Here is an 18,428-nt window from a genome sequence, read left to right as displayed (position 1 = left end):
CGCCCAAGCCGACCGAGACCGCCGCCAACCCAGCCGTCGAGCCCGGCAAGGGCGCGGTCAAGTCCGTCAAGAAGCAGGGCCCTAGGGCTCAGAAGAAGTCGACCACGCCCAGCTACAAGGTCGGCTTCAAGGCCGCGGGGGGCAAGGCGGCCGGCTCCAAGTCCGCGCCGCGTCGTCCCGTGGCTGGGGCCCGCACCGTTCGCGGCAACAAGGCGCCGCCGAAGGGGCGCTAGACGCCCCGCAACCGGTTGTGCATCGCTGTCGCCGCGATCGCCGCCTCGCCTTGGGCGGTGGTGATCTGGTTCAGCCCGCGCACCATGTCGCCGGCGGCATAGAGGCCTGGGATCGAGGTCTGCTGGTGGTCGTCGACCACCAGCCGGCCCTGGTCGTCGTGGCGCGCTCCCGCCGCCAGGGCCAGGCCCGTTCGCGGCGTCACGCCCAGGGCGCTGTACAGCGCGTCGAATTCGACCCGGCCGGTCCCGGAAAAGCACAGGGCGCGCGGCCGATCGGGCTGGAGTTCGACGCTGTCGATCGGGGTCTCGATCACCGTCACGCCGGCTTGGGCCAATAAGGCGCGCTCCTCGGCGGGCAGGGCGTCCGGCGCGGCGACGTGGATCAGCGAAAGTTGGTCGGCGTAGGTGCGCAGGAACAGCGCCTCGCGCGCACCCAGCGGGCCATCGCCGATCACCCCGACCCGCTGGCCGGTGACTTCGAAGCCGTCGCAGATCGGGCAGATTCGCAGCAGGGTTCGGCGGACGGCCTCATCGACCTCGGGCAAGGCCGGGGCGTTGTCCTCCACGCCGCAGGCCAGCAGCACGGTCGAGGCGTGCAGGACTTGGTCGTCGATCCGGAGTTCGAAGCCCGGGTCCAGCACCGACAGCGTCTGGACGACGCCGGACAGGATCCGCGCCCCGTAACGCAGGGCGTGGGTCCTCTGCAGCTCCAGCAAGGCCGTTCCAGACACGCCATCCGGAAAGCCGGGGTGGTTGTGGGTGGTCGGGATCCAGGCGGCGCGGCTGTCGCCGCCGTCGATGACCAGCACCCGCCGCCGGAAGCGTCCCATATACAGCGCTGCGGTCAGGCCCGCAGGTCCCGCGCCGACGATGATCGCGTCCAGGCCTTCCGAGGGCATGGCGGGGGCAGGCGGGTTTGGCGTCATGAGCTCTCCGACGCCGATAGACGCGCCAGCCCGCCAAGGGTTGCACGCACGCCGGCTTGGAGCCGACGCCGCGGCGGCTAGCTGATGCTGTCGGATTCCTGACCGCGTTCCTTGAAGCGCACCACGCCCTTGGGCGGCGCGCGGTCGGGGCGAACCAGGTCGATGATCAGCGGGACGATGGTTTCGGGCGCCGGGACGGTCTGCGGATCCTCGCCCGGAAAGGCGCCGGCCCGCATGCGGGTGCGCATGGCGCCGGGGTCGACGCAGACGGCGCGCACCGTGGTGTTCTCCATTTCGTCGTCATAGCAGGCGACGATGGCTTCCAGACCGGCCTTGGACGCTGCGTAGCCGCCCCAGAAGGCGCGGTGAGTCTTGGCCACGCTGCTGGTCAGGAAAATGGCCCGGCCCGCCTCAGAGCGGCGCAGCAGCGGGTCCATCGATCGGATCAGCCGCCAGTTGGCCGTCAGGTTGGTGGCCATGATCATGTCCCAGCCCTTGGGGTCCAGGTGACCCACTGGGGTCAGGGCGCCCAGCACGCCGGCGGCGCCGATCAGGATGTCCAGCTTGCCGAACCGTTCGTAGAGGGCCGCGCCCAACTGGTCCAAGCCGTCGGGCTCGCGCAGGTCCAGCGGCACGAGGGTGGCGTGCTCGCCCGTGGCGGCGAAGATTGCGTCGTCCAGGGCCTCCAGGGCGCCCTGCGTGCGACCCAGGGCGATGACATGGGCGCCGGCCTGGGCCAGGCCGAGGGCGATGGCCTCGCCGATGCCGCGGGTGGCGCCGGTGACGAGGGCGATGCGGCCGGCCAGCGGCTTTTCGGGGTCGGAAGTCATGGGCGGGTTCTACTGGCTAAGCGGTGCGATGGGAACCGCGACGACCCCCTTAAGGGGTGTCGGTCGAAAGCTCGTCCGCGGGCCGGGCCCCATAGCGCTGGGCGATCACCGAACAGGCCATCAGCTGGATCTGATGGAACAGCATCAGCGGCAGGACCATGACGCCGGCAGCGGCCCCCGGGAACAGGATGCCGGCCATCGGCACGCCGGTGGCCAGGCTCTTCTTGGAGCCGCAGAAGACGATGGCCACCTCGTCGGGCTTGGAGAAACCCATGGCCCGCGCGCCGAACACGGTGATGGTCATCACGACGGCCAGCAGGATCACACAGGCGGCCAGCAGGATCCCCAGCTCCGGGATCGAGACGACCTTCCAGATGCCGCCGACCACGGCGGCGCTGAACGCCGAATAGACCACCAGCAGGATCGAGCCGCGATCGACCTGGCCCACCAGGGCCTTGTGCTTCTCGATCCAGCCCTTCACCCAGGGCCGCAAGAGCTGGCCGGCCACGAACGGGACCAGCAGCTGGATGACGATCGACTTGATCGAGTCCCAGCCGCCGACGTCGCCATGGGCCTGCATCAGCAAACCCACCAGCACCGGCGTCAGGAAGATGCCCAGCAGGTTCGAGGCCGAGGCCGCGCAGACGGCGGCGGCGATATTGCCTCGGCCGATCGAGGTGAAGGCGATCGACGACTGCACCGTCGAGGGCAGGCAGCACAGGAACAGCATGCCGCTGGCCAGGGCGGGCGACAGCAGGCCCGACTTGCTGATCGCCAGGCCCAGCACGGGGAACAGCACGAAGGTGAAGGCCAGGATCGTCAGGTGCAGCCGCCAGTGGGTGATGCCGGCGACCACGGCCTCGCGCGACAGCTTGGCGCCGTGAAGGAAGAACAGCAGGGCGATGGCGATCTTGACCACCCAGCCGACGATGGTCGCGGCTTCCCCGCGCACCGGCAGGATCGAGGCCAGCACGACCATGCCGAACAGGGCGACGATGTAGCCGTCGATTTTCAGCTTGGCGAGGAGGTCTTTGAGCAAGGCGGCAACCTAGTGAGGCGAAATCCTCGTCCTTCGACAGGCTCAGGATGAGGATTTCGAATGCGATCGTGGGGAACAGGCGGGGCGTTCAGTTCGCCTTCATCCTGAGCTTGTCGAAGGACGAGGGCGTCCCGCTGTTTGCGGACTACGCGCTCAGCAGCGACAGCTGCTTCTCGGCCTGGTCATTGCGGCCCTCGGCGATCTCGCGGTCGGTCAGACGCGTCGGATAATCGCCGGTGAAATAATGATCCGTGAACTGCGGATGGGCCGGGTCGCGGGGACCGGCCTCCAGCGCCTGGTAGAGGCCGTCGACCGACAGGAAGCCCAGCGAGTCCACTTCCAGGAACTTGGCCATTTCCTCCAGCGACTTGTTGGCCGCCAGCAGCTGGTCGCGCTCAGGCATGTCGATGCCGTAGAAGTCGGGCCACTTGATCGGCGGGCTGGCCGAACGGAGGTGGACCTCCTTGGCGCCGGCCTCGCGGACCATGCGCACGATCTTCAGCGAGGTGGTGCCGCGTACGATCGAGTCGTCGATCAGGATCACCCGCTTGCCCTCGAGCACGGCGCGGTTGGGGCTGTGCTTCATGCGCACGCCCAGTTCGCGCACGCCCTGGGTGGGCTGGATGAAGGTGCGGCCCACATAGTGGTTGCGGATGATGCCCAGGTCGAAGGGCAGGCCGCTCTGCTGGGCGTAGCCGATGGCGGCCGGCACGCCGCTGTCGGGAACCGGCACCACGACGTCGGCCTCGACGCCGGTTTCTATGGCCAGGCGCTGGCCCATGCGCTTGCGCACCTCATAGACCGAGCGGCCGTTCACGACGCTGTCGGGACGGGCGAAATAGACATATTCGAACACGCAGGGGCGGGCGGCGACATTCTGGAACGGGCGCAGCGATTTCACGCCGGTCTCGGAGATCACCACCATCTCGCCGTGCTCGACGTCGCGCACGAAGCGGGCGCCGATCATGTCCAGGGCGCAGGTCTCGGACGCCAGGATCGGCTGGCCGTCCAGGTCGCCCAGGACCAGCGGGCGGATGCCCAGCGGGTCGCGCAGGCCGATCATCTTCTTGTTGGTGATGGCCACGATCGCGAAGCCGCCCTCGATCTGGCCGACGGCGTCGATGAAACGGTCGACGATGCGCGCCTTCCGCGAGCGGGCGATCAGGTGGAGGATCACCTCGCTGTCGCTGGTGGACTGGAAGATCGCGCCTTCCTGGACCAGGCGCTCGCGCAGGGTCAGGAAGTTGGTCAGGTTGCCGTTGTGGGCGATGGCCACGCCGCCGGTCTCCAGATCGGCGAACATCGGCTGGACGTTGCGGATGCCGGCGCCGCCGGCCGTGGAATAGCGGGTGTGGCCAATGGCCATGCCGCCGGGCAGGCGCTCGACCAGGTCATTGCCGGTGAAGGCGTCGCCCACGTGGCCCATGTGGCGTTCGGTGTGGAAGCGCTGGCCGTCGAAGGCGGCGATGCCGCAGGCTTCCTGGCCGCGATGCTGCAGGGCGTGCAGGCCCAGGGCGGTGACGGCGGCGGCGTCGCGCACGCCGTAGACGCCGAAGACCCCGCATTCAAGCCGCAGGGTGTCGTCCTCGGGATCACGCCAGGGCGTGGACGAAAAGCGGTCGGTCGACTGGCCGAAGGACGTCATCGCGATTTCTCCACCAGATCGTCGACCGAGCGACGCTGGTTTTTATCATAACCCGGTTCGCCTGACTTTCGGTCGGACGGTTTGTCGCTGGCGCCGTCGTGGACGGCGTCTTCAATGGCGGGGGCTAGTTTTCCGGCCAGGCCGGCGCCCTTGGGCGCGAACACCTTCAGCACGCGGCCGGCGGCGTTGGACAGCGGATACAGCGCCGACTTCGACATCCAGCTGGGGACGCGGTCGGGCGGGGTGGCCATGTGGAACACCAGGCTGAACACCCCCAGCACCACCAGGCCGCGCAGCAGGCCGAACACCAGGCCCATCAGGCGGTCCAGCGTGCCCAGGGCGCCGTCGGCGTGCAGGGTCTTGGTGATCTGGGCGCCGATCAGCCGCAGCAGCACGAAGATGATGACGAAGGCGACCAGGATGGCGGCCGCCGTGGCCGCCCAGTCCGGATCCATCATGCCCCGAAACAGCGGGCCTGTAACGCGCAGGGCCAGCAGGGAGAGCAGGGCGGCGATGATGAAAGACAGGGCCGAGGTCAGCTCCCGCGACGCGCCGCGGGCAAGGCCGACCAGGGCCGAGACCAGCAGGATCAGGCCGAAGATGATGTCGAACGGCGTCACGTCAGCTGGCCCCAGATCTCGTCGCCGATGCGGCGCACCGCGTCGGCCAATCGCGCCACGCCCGCCACGGGCAGGGCTCCGCCGCCTTCGGGCAGGCCCGACAGCGGTCCCAGAGCTCGACCAAAGCCGAGTTTCGCGGCCTCTTTCAAACGTGTCTCCATACGGCTCACGGGCCGCACCTCACCGGACAGGCTGACTTCGCCGAACACAACGCAGTCTTGCGGCAGGGCGATGTCGAGGGCCGAAGAGGCCAAGGCCGCCGCCGCCGCCAAGTCCGCCGCCGGCTCGGTGATCCGCAGGCCGCCAGCGACGTTCAGATAGACGTCCTTGTTGCCAAAACCAAGGCCGCAACGCGATTCAAGCACGGCCAGGACCATGGCCAGGCGTCCGGAATCCCATCCGACCACGGCGCGTCTGGGTGTTCCGTACGCGGATGGCGCGACCAGGGCCTGAAACTCCACCAGAACGGGCCGCGACCCCTCGATGCCGGCGAACACCGCCGCGCCCGCCGCCCGCTCGCCCCCCTCGTTGAGGAACAGGGCCGAGGGGTTCTTGACCTCGCGCAGGCCGGAGTCGCCCATCTCGAACACCCCGATCTCGTCGGTGGCCCCGAAACGGTTCTTGGCCCCGCGCAGGATGCGGAACGGATAGCCGCGCTCGCCCTCGAAGCTGAGGACCGCGTCCACCAGGTGCTCGACCACGCGCGGGCCGGCGATCTGGCCGTCCTTGGTGACGTGGCCGACCAGCAGGATGGCCACGCCCTTCTTCTTGGCCAGGCGCACCAGTTCCTGGGCGCAGGCGCGCACCTGGGTGACCGTGCCGGGTCCCGCCTCGTGGGCGTCGCTCCACATGGTCTGGATCGAATCGATGACGACGAGGTCGAAGTTGTCGCGCTTCAGACCGTCGAGGATGTCGCGCAGGCTGCTTTCGGCGGCCAGCTTCACGGGGGCCTGGGCGAAACCCATGCGCTCGGCCCGCCCCCGAATCTGGGCCACGGCCTCTTCGCCCGAGATGTAGGCGCAGTTGACGCCCTTCAGGCTGGCCTTGGCGACCACCTCCAGCAGCAGGGTCGACTTGCCCACGCCGGGATCGCCGCCGATCAAGATCGCCGAGCCGGGCACCACCCCGCCGCCGCAGACCCGGTCGAACTCGTCGACGCCGGTGATGATCCGGGGCGGAGCGGGGGTGTCGCTCTCCAGGCCGGTGAACTGCAGGCCGCGCGTGCGGCTGGCCTTGGTGACCGACAGCGCGCCGGGCGCGCGGACGCCGGTTTCCTCGACCAGGCTGTTCCAGCTCTGGCAGGCCGAGCACTGACCGGACCACTTGGTCGTGACCGCGCCGCAGGACTGGCAGGCGTAGACGGCGCCGTCACGGGCCATGGATGCTCCTGATTCGAGAGTGACTGGAGCGTACAGTGGCGCGCGGGTGCGCCAAAGGCGGACGTGGGCGGGTCAGCCCTTCACGATGCGCCGCGCCCGCGGCGCGATGCGGGTCAGCAGCTCATAGGCCGTGGTCCCAGCCGCCGCCGCCGCGTCGTCGACGGGCAGGTCGGGGCCGATGATCTGCATCATCGCGCCGGGGCGGGCGGCGTCGCAGTCGGTGATGTCCACGGCGATCAGGTCCATCGACACCCGGCCAAGCATCGGCCGCAGGGCGCCGTCGAACCACACCGATCCACGCGGATGGGCGGCGCGCGGCACGCCGTCGGCATAGCCGGCCGCCAGGATGGCGACGCGGGTGGTGTCCTTGGCCGTGAAGGCCGCGCCGTAGCCGATGCTCTCGCCGCGCGGCACGACCCTGGCCTGGAGGATCGGGACCTCCAGAGTCGCCACGGCCTTGATCCTCGGGTCGGCCACGTCGCGCGGACCGCCGCCATAGAGGCTGATGCCTGGCCGGCACTGGTCGAAGTGGTAGTCGGCGCCCAGGAAGATCCCGCCCGAATTGGCCAGGCTGCGGCGAGCGTTTGGAAACAGGGCGGCGGCCTCGGTGAAGCGGGCCAGCTGACGGGCGTTGAGCGGGTGATCAGGCTCGCTGGCGCAGGCCAGGTGGCTGATCACCAGGGTGATGTTGAGGAATTTCAGCCGGTCCATGGCCCCGGTCAGGACCACGGCTTCCTCGGGACGCAGGCCCAGCCGGTTCATGCCGGTGTCGATGTGCAGGGCCGCGTCCAGGGTGCGGCCGCGCGCGTGGCTGTTCCAGGCCTCGATCTGCGGCAGGCTGTTGAGCACCGGGGTCAGGCCGGCCGCCTCGATCGCCGGGGCCGAGCCGGGCGTGACGCCGTCCAGCAGGTAGATCGTGGCGGCGCGATCGCCCAGGGCCCGACGGAGGGCCAAGCCTTCCGACAGGCGGGCGACATAGAAGCCGCGCGCGCCTTCGTCCCACAGCCGTCCGGCCGCCAGGGCCGCGCCCAGGCCATAGCCGTCGGCCTTCACGGCCGGTGCGATCTCGGCCCCGCCGGCGGCGGCCTTCAGCACGGCGTGGTTGGACGCCAGGGCGTCCAGATCGAGGGTGAGGAGGCTGGCTTCGGTCACGGCGCAGGGCGTAGCCGAGCGCGCCGCGCAAAGCCAGTGCGGATCCCGAGATGTTTCAGTTCAGGGACCCGACCCGCGCCAGGAAGTCGGCCGCCAGGCTCTCGACGCCGCTCGCCAGGATCTGCACGCCGATGCACAGCAGCAGGAAAGCGACCAGCCGCGACATGACCCGCGCGCCCGACACGCCGAGCAGGGCCATGACCCGGTCCGAGGCGCGGTAGAGACCCCAGATCATAAGGGCGACGGCCACCGCGGCCAGGCTGGTTCCGAGGAAGAAGGGGAGAACGGTGTGACCGCCGGCCGGCCGCTGCGACGACAGGGCGATCGCGACGGCGATCGAACCGGGGCCGGTCGTGAACGGCATGGTCAGCGGGAAGAAGGCGATGTCGTCGGTCTTTCGCTCGGCCGGTGAGGCGGCGTCGCTCTTGCGGTCCTCATGGGCTTCCGGCTGCATCAGCAGACCCCAGGCGCGGATCGCCACCACCAGGCCGCCGGCCACGCGAAGCGCGCCAAGGCTGACGCCGAAGAAATTCAGGATGTAGCCGCCCAGCAGCAGCGACCCCAGCAGAATGGCCAGGGCGTAGGTGGCGATGCGGAAGGCCAGCCTGTGGCGCTCCCGCGGCGTGCGATCGGCCAGAACCTGATGGAAGATCAGCGAGGCGCCGACCGGATTGACGATCGAGAACAGAGCCGGGAAGGCCAGCAGGAAGGCGCCGACCACCGTCGAGGTCGGCAGGGGAGTGAAATCCATCGGGCGGCCTCGTTTGCGAGCTGACACCGTGGCCGAGACCGCCCGTCCGCGTCAAACGCGCTGGGGCGATGAAGGGCCTATTCCTCGCTGCCGCTGCGCATCTGGTGGAAATAGTGGTCGCGGGCCAGGTTGCCGAAGCGGGTGGTGTCGCTGTTGAACGACAGGCGCACGGTGCCGATGGGGCCGTGACGCTGCTTGGCGATGATCACCTCGGCCAGACCCTGCAGGCGGTCCATGTCCTCCTGCCATTGCAGGTGCTCGGGCGTGCCCTCGCGCGGCTCGGCGCGGCCGACATAATAGCTTTCGCGATACACGAACCAGACCATGTCGGCGTCCTGCTCGATCGAGCCGGATTCGCGAAGGTCGGACAGCTGGGGACGCTTGTCCTCGCGCTGCTCGACCTGACGCGACAGCTGCGACAGGGCGATGACCGGGCAGGCCAGTTCCTTGGCCAGGGCCTTCAGGCCCATGGTGATCTGCGAGACTTCCTGCACGCGGTTGGCGTTGGAGCCCAGATCCGAGCCGGTGACCAGCTGCAGATAGTCGACGACCACCAGATCCAGGCCGACCTGACGCTTCAGACGGCGGGCCCGGGCGGTCAGCTTGGCGATCGAGATGCCGCCGGTGGCGTCGATATAAAGCGGGGCTTCCTGCAGCTCGATGGCCGCGTCGCGCACCCGGCCGAACTCGCTGGCGTCGATCTCGCCCTTGCGGAGCTTGTCGCCCGACACGCCCGAGGCGTCGGCCAGCATACGCAGGGCCAGCTGCTCGGCGCTCATTTCCAGTGAGAAGAAGGCCACGACGCCGCCGCTGACGGTCTTCTTGCTGCCGTCGGGCTGGGGCTCCCAGGCGTATTTCTTGGCGACGTTGAAGGCGATGTTGGTGGCCAGCGCCGTCTTGCCCATCGACGGGCGGCCGGCCAGCACGATCAGGTCGGAGGGGTGCAGGCCGCCGATCTTGGTGTCCAGATCGATCAGGTCGCTGGCCAGGCCCGACATGCCGCCGTCGCGGCTGTAGGCCTCGGCGGTCATCTCGACCGCGCCGCGCAGGGCGTCGCCGAAGCTGACGAAGCCGGAGCTGGCCGCGCCGCTTTCGGCCAGGGTGTAAAGTTGCTGCTCGGCCTGTTCGATCTGGTCGCGGGCCGGCAGCTTGACGTCGTCCTTGTCGACTCCGCCGTGGGCGGTCGAGGCGATCTGGCCGCCGATGCGGATCAGGTCGCGGCGCAGGGCCAGGTCGAATACGGCGCGCGCGTAGTCGCCGACATTGGCGGCGGGCGGGGCGCGGTCGACCAGATCGGCCAGGTAGCGCAGGCCGCCCAGTTCCTCGAAGGCCGCATCGTGCTTGAACTCGTCGGCCAGCAGGATCGGCTCGGCCAACTGACCCTTGCGGATATGGGTCTCGATCGCACTGAACAGGCGCGCGTGGAAGGGCTCGTAGAAGTGGCGGCCCTGCAGGCTGTCGGTCAGGCGTTCATAGGCGGCGTTGTCGTACAGCAGCACGCCCAGCAACGCCTGTTCGGCTTCCAGGTTGTGAGGCGCGACGGAGACGACGACGTCGCCCATCGGCGAGGGTGGGCGGAGGTCTAGAGCAGGCACGAGAGACATCGGCGGAAGTTAACGCGAACAGCCGTTGGGAGCGACCGGTCGCAGCTCAGATGAACGGGGATGTTTTGTGTATGTTCTGTAGCATCCGATTACGACAGAAACGGTCATGGCAAGGGCGCGACGATCGCTCGCCGCGCCCTTCCTTCGCTTAGTTCAAGCCGCTCAGAGGCTTACCAGCTGTAGCTCAGGCGGGTGTAGAGGAAGCGCCCATTGAAGCCGTAGGGCGAGAAGTTCGAGAACGGTCCCGCGCCGCTGGTGTTGAGGTTCGGCGGGATCTGGTTGGTGTACTGGTCGAACAGGTTGTCCGCGCCCGCTGATACGGTCAGGCCGATCGGGAAGGTGTAGCGGGCCTCGGCGTCGATCAGGCCGCTGACCCCGGTCTTCCAGTCGGTGCTGCCGTCATTGGCCGTGCCCGGCGCCAGGACGTCGCCATAGAAGGTCGAGCGCAGGGTCGCGCCCCACTGGTCCTTGCTCCAGTCGCCCTGCAGGGTGACCTTCTCGCGCGGCGTGCCCTTCTCGAAGCGCAGAGTGGCCTGGCGGGCGAACAGAGACTGCGGCGTGGCCAGGGTTGTGGTGACCGGCGTCTTGTCGACGCTAAAGTCGTTGACGTTGGCCGCCAGGGTCAGGTCGAACACGCCGGCCTGCTCGTCGTTGATCCGGTAGCGGGCCACGATGTCCACGCCCTTGGTCGAGGTGTCGACGCCGTTGATGAAGAACCGCGCGGCCGTCGTGCCGTAGGGGGCCAGCAGGGCGCCGATCTGGGCGGCGTTGGGGTTGGAGGCGCCGGCCGCGTTGGAGAACAGCTCCGACAGCACGATGCGGTCCTCGACGTCGATCTGGTAGCCGTCGATCGTCAGCTCGAACGCGCCTTTGCGATAGACCGCGCCCAGCGAGTAGTTGGTCGATTTCTCGGCCTTCAGCGGCTTGCCGCCCAAGGCCAGGCCCACCGGGCTGATCGACGGATAGGTGCCGGACTCGAACGGCACCAGCACCGTGCCGCCCGAACCGTCGGGCTGTGCCACGTAGGTGATCGAGGTGGCGGTGTAGTACTGCTGCTGCAGGCTGGGGGCGCGGAAACCGGTGGAGACGCCGCCGCGCAGGGCGAACGACGGGCTGAAGTCGTAGCGGGCGGTGAACTTGCCGGTCGTGCTGGTGCCGAAGTCCGAATAGTCCTCGTAGCGGCCGGCGACGCCGACGGTCAGGCCCTCGGTGACCTTGCCTTCCAGGTCGACATAGACGCCGACCGCGTGGCGATCCTCGTCGACGGCGTTGCTGGGCGCGAATCCGGTGAAGCCGCGCGAGCCAAAGGCCAGGGTGGGCGAGACCGTGCCGCGCGCATAGGAGGCCTCCTCGCCGGCGTTGATCTGGAAGCCCTCGCGACGGGCTTCCAGGCCGAAGGCGACGTTCAGCGGACCGGCCAGGCCGACCTCGACCTCGCGGCTGGCGTCCAGGCCGAAGACCAACTGGTCATAGGTGAGGCCGCCGGCCTTGAAGCTGTGCGGCGAGGTCGGGCCGTAGGACGGGTTCAGCGTGTTCTCGACGCCGAAGTCGATGTCGTTCCTGCCATAGACCAGGTTGGTGTCGATCTTGAAGCCGCCCAGTTCGCCGCGCAGGCCGGCGGCGGCGGTGACGTCCTCGGTGTCGGTGGTCAGCAGCGGCAGGTAGCCGTTGGGATAGACCGACGGGATATTCTGGCTGGCGTCGCCCGGCAGGCGGAAGCTGGCGGCCGAATTGGCGTCGCGCTGCTGATAGCCGTACCAGCCATAGGCCTCCCAGCCGGCGGCCAGAGGCTTGGCGGCGTTCAGATAGATCGAGACGTCCTCGGTCTTGGGATCGCCGGTGCGGCCGGTGATGCGGCTCGGCGTGACACGGGGGTCGTTGTCGGCGCGATTGGTCGGGTCCAGATCGCGATACTGGGCCGAGACGGTCAGGAAACCGTCGGAGCCCAGCTTGAACCCCTGCCAGGCCGCCACCGTGGCCGCGGCGCCGTCGCTGATGTCGTTCTTGCCGCCGTAGTAGCCGTCGAAGCTGGTGACATACTGGCCGTAGGTGACGGTCACGCCGCCGCCGTGGTCGGCTTCGCGCAGGCGCAGGTTGACGACGCCGGCGATGGCGTCCGAGCCGTACTGCGCCGAGGCGCCGTCGCGCAGCACCTCGATCCGGTCGATGGCGCTGCTGGGGATGGCGTTCAGGTCGACGGCGGCCGAGCCGCGGCCGACCGAGCCGTTGACATTGATCAGGGCCGAGGTGTGCCGGCGCGCGCCGTTGACCAGCACCAGGGTTTGGTCGGGACCCATGCCGCGCAGCACGACGGGGCGGATGGCGTCGGTGCCGTCGGTGTTGGACGGGCGCGGGAAGTTGATCGAGGGCACGGTCGCGGCCAGGGCGGTCGAGATGTCGGTGGCGCCGCGCTGCTGCAGGGACTTGGCGGTCACGACGTCGACCGGCGCCAAGGTGTCGAGGCGCGAGCGGCCGGTGGTGCGGGTGCCGGTGACGACCACCTGCTCGACGGCGTTGGCGTCATCGGCGGATGGCGCGTCCTGGGCTTGGGCGGCGCCGGCGATGGCCGCCAACGACGTGGCGGTCAGCAGAAAACTTTTGAAACGCATCGCGAAATCCCCTCGCATGGCTTCCAGCGGCTTTAGGCCTTTTTGTCCGGAAGCGGAGGAGCCCGTCTCCCCCTTAGCTAGAGGATGGGGATGCGTGCGTTCGCCCACAAGCTGAGCAATTCTTGACGGATGCGCAGAAAAAAACGGCGCGGATTTCTCCGCGCCGCTTTTCCAGTTTTTCTAGACGCTACTAAGCCGGATTAGGCTTCGTAGTGATCGCCTTCGAACGAACCGGCGCCGCCCGCGGCCATGTCTTGGGCAGCTTCGGCGTCAGCGGCGCGATCTTCTTCGAACTGAGAAGCGATGACGTTTTCGCCGCGCGCTTGGCGATCGGCTTCGTCTTGGCTGCGCGCGATGTTGAGAGTGACCGTGACGGTCACTTCGGCGTGCAGCTTCACCTTCACTTCGTGGACGCCCAGCGTCTTGATCGGCTTATCCAGCACGATCATCGAGCGGTCGACCTTGCCGCCTTCGGCCTTGATGGCGTCGGCGACGTCGCGGCCCGCGACCGAACCGTACAGCTGGCCGCTTTCGCCGGCTTGACGGATCATCACGTACTGCTTGCCGTCCAGGCCTTCGCCCGACTTGCCGGCAGCTTCGCGGTTCTTGACGTTGCGAGCTTCGATCTCAGCGCGCTGAGCTTCGAAGGTCTTCAGGTTGGTCGAGTTGGCGCGCAGGGCCTTGTGACGCGGCAGCAGGAAGTTACGGGCGAAGCCGTCCTTCACCGTGACCACGTCGCCGAGGACGCCGGTGCCTTCGACGCGTTCGAGCAGAATGACTTTCATCGTGGTGTCTCCCTTACTTCACGACGTAGGGGAGCAGAGCCAGGAAGCGGGCGCGCTTGATGGCCTTGGCCAGTTCGCGTTGCTTCTTGGCCGACACCGCGGTGATGCGCGACGGCACGATCTTGCCGCGTTCGGAAACGTAACGCTGCAGCAGCTTCACGTCCTTGTAGTCGATCTTCGGCGCGTTGGCGCCCGAGAACGGGCACACCTTGCGGCGACGGAAGAACGGGCGGCGGGCGCCGCCAGCACCGGCGGCGGGAGCGCCGGCTTCGGGAGCAGTGGTATCGGTCATGATCTCTCTTCTCCCTTACGCGGCCGGCGCGAAGTCGTCGCGCGGGCGCTCGCTGCGCTCGCCACGTTCGCGATCGCGACGGGCCAGAACCGGCGACAGTTCCAGGTCCAGCTCTTCGACGCGGATGGTCATGAAGCGCAGCACGTCTTCATTGATCAGCAGCTGACGTTCCATCTCCTTCACGGCCGCGGCCGGAGCGTCGATGGCGAGCAGGGAGTAGTGGCCCTTGCGGTTCTTCTTGATGCGATAGGTGAGGTTACGCAGGCCCCAGTATTCGATCTTGGCGATGTGACCGCCATTTTCTTCCAGGAGGGCCTTGAGTTGCTCGTTCAGAGCTTCGGCCTGTTGCGGCGAGATGTCCTGCCGCGCGATGACCACGTGTTCGTAGAACGCCATGTTTTCCTTCTTCCGGCTTGGAAGGCGGCGCGAACGACGGCGGAAGTCCGTCGATCACGATGGATCCTGCATGCCGAGCGGGAAATCCCGACCCAAAGGGCTGCGTGCAAGACCGCCATCCGTGAGAGGGCGCGCTAATAGCCGAAAGGCCGCGAGAAGGCAAGGAAACCCTGCGGTTTCGCCTGGCCCGATCCGCGCAGCGGCGCCGCGCGTCCGCGGACCGCTCGGAAACCGGCCGGCGAACACTTGTCACACAAATTTGGCGATCAGGTCCTTTGGACGCGCAAAGGCTTGTGCTATCGGGCGTTCATGGGGTTTCGAACCATTGCATCCCTGATCGTGGCGACCGCCGCGACCACCGTCTTCGCCGCCCAGGCGACGGCCGGCGAGATCATTCGCAAGCCCGACCTGTCGGTGTGGGCTTCGGACGGCCATTTCCAGGGCTACTCGGCGGCCCAGACGCTGGACCTGTCCAGCGACGCCCAGAAGGCGATCTTCACCGCCAAGGTGGCCGGAGCCATCGACGATCCGACCTATAATTTCGAACTGAACCTGAACCAGAAGCCCAACGAGCACGCCGCCGCCAATCGCGCGGTCGGGGTCGGCGCGTCCTGGAACGCCCGCGAGGCGGCGATCCGCTCGTCTCTGGCTCGCTCGTTCGGTTTCGGGCTGCTGCCCAAGGCCAACTATGTGCGGCTGTCGATGGACATGAACGCCACTCAGCCGGTCTATGTGCGCGGCGTCGGGCCGGTGACCCGGGCCAATGTCCGGTCCGAGCTGACGCTGGACGGCCGTCCGGTCGCCTCGATCGCCCTGGGCGGCGGCACGATGGGCCAGGAGGGCGTCGACATCAGCCTGACCCGGCCCTTCGATCTCCCCGCCGAGTTCACCGTCAGCCTGCGCGCCGCCGACGAGCGGGTCCAGGACGGCCGGCTGATGGTCAAGCTGGTCCGCACCACCTGGTAGGCGTCAGGCGGCTTGCGAAGCCGCGCGCGAACCGATGATCCGCGCGCGCCGACGGGCCGAAACCGGACTTATTTCAGCTTTCCGGCCTTGTAGGCTTTCACCGCGTCCATGGTGCTGGTGACGTGGCCCTGGAAGTTCAGGTTGCTGTAGGTCAGCAGGATCTTGCCGCTGGGAGCGATGACGTAGGAGGTGCGGTTGGACATGTTGTCCTTCAGCGGCAGGTTGACGTCGTAGCTCTTGATCAAGGCGGGGTTGGCGGCGGCCACCGCGAACTTGTCGCGGCAGTGCTCCTTGGAGAAGTCCTTGATGCGGTCGACATTGCCGCCGGTGACGCCGATCACCGTCGCGCCCAACTTCTCGAACTCGGGCGTGGCCTCGGCGAATTCGTGGGCCTCGGCCGTGCAGCCCGAGGTGTAGGCGGCGGGGAAGAAGTACAGCACCACCGGACCCTTCTTCAGCGCCTGGGACAGGGTGAAGGAAAAGTCCTTGCCGGCCAGGGCGGCGGGGGCGGTGAAGTCGGGCGCCTTGTCGCCGACCTTCAGGGCGGCCAGGGCGGGAGAGGCGGCCATCAGGGCGGCGCTCAGAACGAGACCGATAAGCAGGCGTTGCATGCGTAGGCTCCAGGGGAAGACGGGGGCGCAGCCAAGTGCGTCATCAATTCAATAACGCCATTCCTCGACCTTCCAAACGTCAACCTGCGCCCTTAAGACCAAAGGCGTAAACGGGAGGCGGACATGGCGCTCGGCGAGACGGAAATCCCCACCCTGGCGACCTGGGCGGGCGGGCCCGAACGCTTCCGGGCGCTGTTCGAGGCGTTCTACGCCGCCGTGCCGAACGATCCGGTTCTGGCCCCGGTGTTCGCCGGCATGAATCCGCGCCACGCCGAGCACGTGGCCGCCTTCGTCACCGAGGTGTTCGGCGGCCCCCAGGCCTATAGCGAGGCCAGCGGCGGCCACGCTTCGATGATCGGCCACCACTTGGGGCGACATCTGACCGAACAGCAGCGCCGGGCCTGGGTGTCGCTGATGCTGGACACCGCCGACGCGGTGGGTTTGCCGGCCGATCCCGAGTTCCGCGCCGCCTTCGTCGGCTATCTGGAGTGGGGCACGCGCCTGGCGGTGATCAACTCCGCGCCCGGCGTCGAGGCTCCCGTCGACGATCCGCCGATGCCGGTCTGGGGCTGGGGACCGCCGGGCGGACCCTGGCAGGGCTGACTTGCCGCCCCGCGTTCGATGGCCTAACCCTCCGCGCCAGAATCTTTGAGAAGCTAATCTTTAGAAAGAGGCGCGAGCTTCCATGAGCATCGCTTTCATTTTCCCGGGACAGGGCAGCCAGACGGTCGGCATGGGCGGTGATCTCGCCCAGGCCTTCGCCGCCGCCCGCGAGGTCTTCCAGGAGATCGACGACGCCCTGGGCCAGAAGCTGTTCAAGCTGATGGTCGAGGGTCCCGAAGGCGACCTGACCCTGACCGAGAACGCCCAGCCGGCCCTGATGGCCGTCAGCCTGGCCGTGACCCGGGTGCTGGAAAAGGAATTCGGCGTCGGGATCGACCGGGCCGCCTTCGTGGCCGGCCACAGCCTGGGCGAATACAGCGCCCTGGCCGCCGCCGGCGCGATCACCCTGGCCGACACCGCCCGCCTGCTGAAGCTGCGCGGCCAGGCCATGCAGCGCGCCGTGCCGGTCGGCGAGGGCGCCATGGCCTCGCTGATCGGACCCAAGACCGACCTGGCCCTGGCCGAAGCGGCCGCCGCGGCCGGCTCGGAAGTCGGCGTCTGCGTCGTGGCCAACGACAACAACAACGGCAATGTGGTGATCTCCGGCGCCAAGGCCGCCGTCGACAAAGCCATTGAAAAGGCCAAGGAGCTGGGCGCGCGGGCCATTCCGCTAAACGTCTCCGCGCCCTTCCACTGCCCGCTGATGCAGCCGGCCGCCGACGAGATGGCCGAAGCGCTGGCCAAGACCACGATCATCTCTCCGCGCGCCCCGCTGGTGGCCAATGTCACCGCCGCGCCGGTCCATGATCCAGACGTCATCCGCAAGCTGCTGGTCGAGCAGGTCACCGGCCGCGTCCGCTGGCGCGAAAGCATGACCTGGCTGGCCAATGAAGGCGGCGTCACCCGCTTCGCCGAGGCCGGCGCGGGCAAGGTGCTGTCCGGCATGGCCAAGCGGATCGCCCCGGACGCCGAGGCCGTTCCCCTGAACGGCCCGGCCGACCTCGAAGCCTTCGCCAAGTCGCTTTAGCTTCAACGCCGTGGTGGCGTCCTCGTCCTTCGACAAGCTCAGGATGAGGACGACTGACGCGGCGGTTCATTTGAAACCCTCATCCTGAGCCTGTCGAAGGACGAGGGTTTCACCCACTATCCTCCGGACGGAGAAACCAACATGTTCGATCTCACCGGCAAGACCGCCCTCGTCACCGGCGCCACGGGCGGCATCGGCGGGGCCATCGCCAAGGCCCTGCACGCGCAGGGCGCCCATGTCGTGCTCTCGGGCACCCGCGAATCAGCCCTGTCCGAGTTGGCCGCCCAGTTCGGCGAGCGCGTCTCGTACGTGGCCGCGAATCTGTCGGACGCCGAACAGGTCGACGGCCTGGTCGCCAAGGCCGAGGAGGCCGCCGGCGCGCCGCTGGACATCGTGATCGCCAATGCCGGCATCACCCGCGACGGCCTGATCGTCCGCATGAAGGACGAGGACTGGGACACCGTGATCAAGGTGAACCTGGAAAGCTATTTCCGTCTGTCGCGCGCCGCCGCCAAGGGCATGATGAAGCGCCGGTCAGGCCGGATCATCGGCATCACCTCGATCGTCGGGGTCACGGGCAATCCGGGCCAGACCAACTACGCCGCCTCCAAGGCCGGCATGATCGGCTTCTCCAAGGCCCTGGCCCAGGAGCTGGCCAGCCGTAACGTGACGGTGAACTGCGTGGCTCCCGGCTTTATCGCCAGCCCGATGACCGACGCCCTGAACGAGCAGCAGAAGGCGGGCATCCTGTCGACAATCCCGGCCGGTCGCCTGGGCGAGGGGAGCGATATCGCCGCAGCGTGCGTTTACCTGGCCAGTGATCAGGGCGGCTACGTCACGGGTCAGACCTTGCACGTCAACGGCGGCATGGCCATGATCTGAGGGGTCGCCTTTTCCTAGGCCCTTCGCCTTTCTGCTTGGAAAGACGAAAGCCCTGATTTCTAAGAAGACGTGCCGCTA

18 protein-coding genes and 1 pseudogene are annotated in these 18,428 nt (G+C 68.1%); 5 read left to right on the top strand and 14 right to left on the bottom strand.

What is annotated here, in order from left to right; genetic code table 11:
- A pseudogene (locus WAL33_RS16985) lies at positions 1 to 233 on the top strand (ribosome biogenesis GTPase Der); the annotation flags it as partial.
- Here WAL33_RS16985 and WAL33_RS16980 read toward each other — a convergent pair.
- From WAL33_RS16980 to rpsF, 13 genes are all read right to left on the bottom strand, one after another.
- A complete protein-coding gene (locus WAL33_RS16980; RefSeq protein ID WP_422182700.1) occupies positions 230 to 1,159 on the bottom strand; it encodes an NAD(P)/FAD-dependent oxidoreductase in 930 nt (309 codons plus the stop codon). The pseudogene WAL33_RS16985 and the gene WAL33_RS16980 sit on opposite strands and share 4 nt — an antisense overlap.
- A 77-nt stretch (positions 1,160 to 1,236) precedes the next feature.
- Positions 1,237 to 1,989: an SDR family NAD(P)-dependent oxidoreductase gene (locus WAL33_RS16975; protein WP_422182699.1), complete on the bottom strand. Its 753-nt coding sequence runs from the start codon at positions 1,987 to 1,989 to the stop codon at positions 1,237 to 1,239.
- A 49-nt stretch (positions 1,990 to 2,038) separates the two neighbouring features.
- The gene (locus tag WAL33_RS16970; protein ID WP_422182702.1) at positions 2,039 to 2,968 is read right to left on the bottom strand and encodes a bile acid:sodium symporter family protein; all 930 of its coding nucleotides are present in this window, start codon (positions 2,966 to 2,968) and stop codon (positions 2,039 to 2,041) included.
- A gap of 205 nt (positions 2,969 to 3,173) precedes the next feature.
- Positions 3,174 to 4,673: an amidophosphoribosyltransferase gene (gene purF, locus WAL33_RS16965; RefSeq protein WP_422182698.1), complete on the bottom strand. Its 1,500-nt coding sequence runs from the start codon at positions 4,671 to 4,673 to the stop codon at positions 3,174 to 3,176.
- Entirely contained in the window at positions 4,670 to 5,293 is a 624-nt protein-coding gene (locus WAL33_RS16960) for a CvpA family protein (RefSeq protein WP_422182697.1), read from the bottom strand. The genes purF and WAL33_RS16960 overlap by 4 nt, the downstream gene beginning before the upstream one ends.
- On the bottom strand, positions 5,290 to 6,672 hold the full coding sequence (gene radA, locus WAL33_RS16955) for a DNA repair protein RadA (RefSeq protein WP_422182696.1): 1,383 nt from the start codon (positions 6,670 to 6,672) through the stop codon (positions 5,290 to 5,292). The genes WAL33_RS16960 and radA overlap by 4 nt, the downstream gene beginning before the upstream one ends.
- A gap of 72 nt (positions 6,673 to 6,744) precedes the next feature.
- A complete protein-coding gene (gene alr, locus WAL33_RS16950) occupies positions 6,745 to 7,824 on the bottom strand; it encodes an alanine racemase (protein ID WP_422182695.1) in 1,080 nt (359 codons plus the stop codon).
- A 55-nt stretch (positions 7,825 to 7,879) separates the two neighbouring features.
- A complete protein-coding gene (locus WAL33_RS16945) occupies positions 7,880 to 8,575 on the bottom strand; it encodes a MarC family protein (RefSeq protein ID WP_422182694.1) in 696 nt (231 codons plus the stop codon).
- 77 nt (positions 8,576 to 8,652) lie between these two features.
- Positions 8,653 to 10,179: a replicative DNA helicase gene (locus tag WAL33_RS16940; RefSeq protein WP_422182693.1), complete on the bottom strand. Its 1,527-nt coding sequence runs from the start codon at positions 10,177 to 10,179 to the stop codon at positions 8,653 to 8,655.
- Between the two features lie 170 nt (positions 10,180 to 10,349).
- Positions 10,350 to 12,788, bottom strand: a complete 2,439-nt coding sequence (locus WAL33_RS16935; RefSeq protein ID WP_422182692.1) for a TonB-dependent receptor plug domain-containing protein — start codon at positions 12,786 to 12,788, stop codon at positions 10,350 to 10,352.
- A gap of 200 nt (positions 12,789 to 12,988) precedes the next feature.
- Positions 12,989 to 13,573 (bottom strand): 50S ribosomal protein L9, encoded by a 585-nt coding sequence (gene rplI, locus WAL33_RS16930; protein WP_422182691.1) that lies wholly within the window; start codon positions 13,571 to 13,573, stop codon positions 12,989 to 12,991.
- 13 nt (positions 13,574 to 13,586) lie between these two features.
- Positions 13,587 to 13,865, bottom strand: a complete 279-nt coding sequence (gene rpsR, locus WAL33_RS16925) for a 30S ribosomal protein S18 (protein ID WP_019848089.1) — start codon at positions 13,863 to 13,865, stop codon at positions 13,587 to 13,589.
- Between the two features lie 15 nt (positions 13,866 to 13,880).
- Positions 13,881 to 14,261 (bottom strand): 30S ribosomal protein S6, encoded by a 381-nt coding sequence (gene rpsF, locus WAL33_RS16920; protein WP_012286543.1) that lies wholly within the window; start codon positions 14,259 to 14,261, stop codon positions 13,881 to 13,883.
- Between the two features lie 309 nt (positions 14,262 to 14,570).
- Between rpsF and WAL33_RS16915 the strand changes: the two genes are divergently transcribed.
- Positions 14,571 to 15,227 carry a hypothetical protein gene (locus WAL33_RS16915; protein ID WP_422182690.1) on the top strand — a complete coding sequence of 219 codons (657 nt, stop codon included), beginning with the start codon at positions 14,571 to 14,573 and terminating at the stop codon, positions 15,225 to 15,227.
- Between the two features lie 68 nt (positions 15,228 to 15,295).
- On the opposite strand, the gene WAL33_RS16910 is transcribed toward WAL33_RS16915, so the two are convergent.
- Positions 15,296 to 15,838, bottom strand: a complete 543-nt coding sequence (locus WAL33_RS16910) for a peroxiredoxin (RefSeq protein WP_422182689.1) — start codon at positions 15,836 to 15,838, stop codon at positions 15,296 to 15,298.
- A gap of 123 nt (positions 15,839 to 15,961) precedes the next feature.
- On the opposite strand from WAL33_RS16910, the gene WAL33_RS16905 reads away from it, so the two are divergent.
- The 3 genes from WAL33_RS16905 (at position 15,962) to fabG (ending at position 18,350) form a co-directional block, all read left to right on the top strand.
- Positions 15,962 to 16,441, top strand: a complete 480-nt coding sequence (locus tag WAL33_RS16905; RefSeq protein ID WP_422182688.1) for a group II truncated hemoglobin — start codon at positions 15,962 to 15,964, stop codon at positions 16,439 to 16,441.
- A gap of 82 nt (positions 16,442 to 16,523) precedes the next feature.
- Positions 16,524 to 17,468, top strand: coding sequence for an ACP S-malonyltransferase (fabD, locus tag WAL33_RS16900; protein ID WP_422182687.1), 945 nt, complete (start codon positions 16,524 to 16,526; stop codon positions 17,466 to 17,468).
- 141 nt (positions 17,469 to 17,609) lie between these two features.
- Positions 17,610 to 18,350, top strand: a complete 741-nt coding sequence (fabG, locus tag WAL33_RS16895; RefSeq protein WP_422182686.1) for a 3-oxoacyl-[acyl-carrier-protein] reductase — start codon at positions 17,610 to 17,612, stop codon at positions 18,348 to 18,350.
- Positions 18,351 to 18,428 lie beyond the last annotated feature (78 nt).

This window comes from Caulobacter sp., from assembly GCF_049283275.1.
Lineage (GTDB): Bacteria > Pseudomonadota > Alphaproteobacteria > Caulobacterales > Caulobacteraceae > Caulobacter.
Note: the sequence above shows the minus strand (reverse complement) of the source record. Positions and strands in the feature narration are given on the sequence as shown.

What these genes read in the sequence shown, in the direction of transcription:
- WAL33_RS16980 (WP_422182700.1), bottom strand. Translation starts at nt 1,159, where the DNA reads ATGACGCCAAACCCGCCTGCCCCCGCCATGCCCTCGGAAGGCCTGGAC.
- WAL33_RS16975 (WP_422182699.1), bottom strand. Translation starts at nt 1,989, where the DNA reads ATGACTTCCGACCCCGAAAAGCCGCTGGCCGGCCGCATCGCCCTCGTC.
- WAL33_RS16970 (WP_422182702.1), bottom strand. Translation starts at nt 2,968, where the DNA reads ATGGTCGTGCTGGCCTCGATCCTGCCGGTGCGCGGGGAAGCCGCGACC.
- purF (WP_422182698.1), bottom strand. Translation starts at nt 4,673, where the DNA reads ATGACGTCCTTCGGCCAGTCGACCGACCGCTTTTCGTCCACGCCCTGG.
- radA (WP_422182696.1), bottom strand. Translation starts at nt 6,672, where the DNA reads ATGGCCCGTGACGGCGCCGTCTACGCCTGCCAGTCCTGCGGCGCGGTC.
- WAL33_RS16945 (WP_422182694.1), bottom strand. Translation starts at nt 8,575, where the DNA reads ATGGATTTCACTCCCCTGCCGACCTCGACGGTGGTCGGCGCCTTCCTG.
- WAL33_RS16940 (WP_422182693.1), bottom strand. Translation starts at nt 10,179, where the DNA reads ATGTCTCTCGTGCCTGCTCTAGACCTCCGCCCACCCTCGCCGATGGGC.
- WAL33_RS16935 (WP_422182692.1), bottom strand. Translation starts at nt 12,788, where the DNA reads ATGCGTTTCAAAAGTTTTCTGCTGACCGCCACGTCGTTGGCGGCCATC.
- rplI (WP_422182691.1), bottom strand. Translation starts at nt 13,573, where the DNA reads ATGAAAGTCATTCTGCTCGAACGCGTCGAAGGCACCGGCGTCCTCGGC.
- rpsR (WP_019848089.1), bottom strand. Translation starts at nt 13,865, where the DNA reads ATGACCGATACCACTGCTCCCGAAGCCGGCGCTCCCGCCGCCGGTGCT.
- rpsF (WP_012286543.1), bottom strand. Translation starts at nt 14,261, where the DNA reads ATGGCGTTCTACGAACACGTGGTCATCGCGCGGCAGGACATCTCGCCG.
- WAL33_RS16915 (WP_422182690.1), top strand. Translation starts at nt 14,571, where the DNA reads ATGGGGTTTCGAACCATTGCATCCCTGATCGTGGCGACCGCCGCGACC.
- WAL33_RS16910 (WP_422182689.1), bottom strand. Translation starts at nt 15,838, where the DNA reads ATGCAACGCCTGCTTATCGGTCTCGTTCTGAGCGCCGCCCTGATGGCC.
- WAL33_RS16905 (WP_422182688.1), top strand. Translation starts at nt 15,962, where the DNA reads ATGGCGCTCGGCGAGACGGAAATCCCCACCCTGGCGACCTGGGCGGGC.
- fabD (WP_422182687.1), top strand. Translation starts at nt 16,524, where the DNA reads ATGAGCATCGCTTTCATTTTCCCGGGACAGGGCAGCCAGACGGTCGGC.
- fabG (WP_422182686.1), top strand. Translation starts at nt 17,610, where the DNA reads ATGTTCGATCTCACCGGCAAGACCGCCCTCGTCACCGGCGCCACGGGC.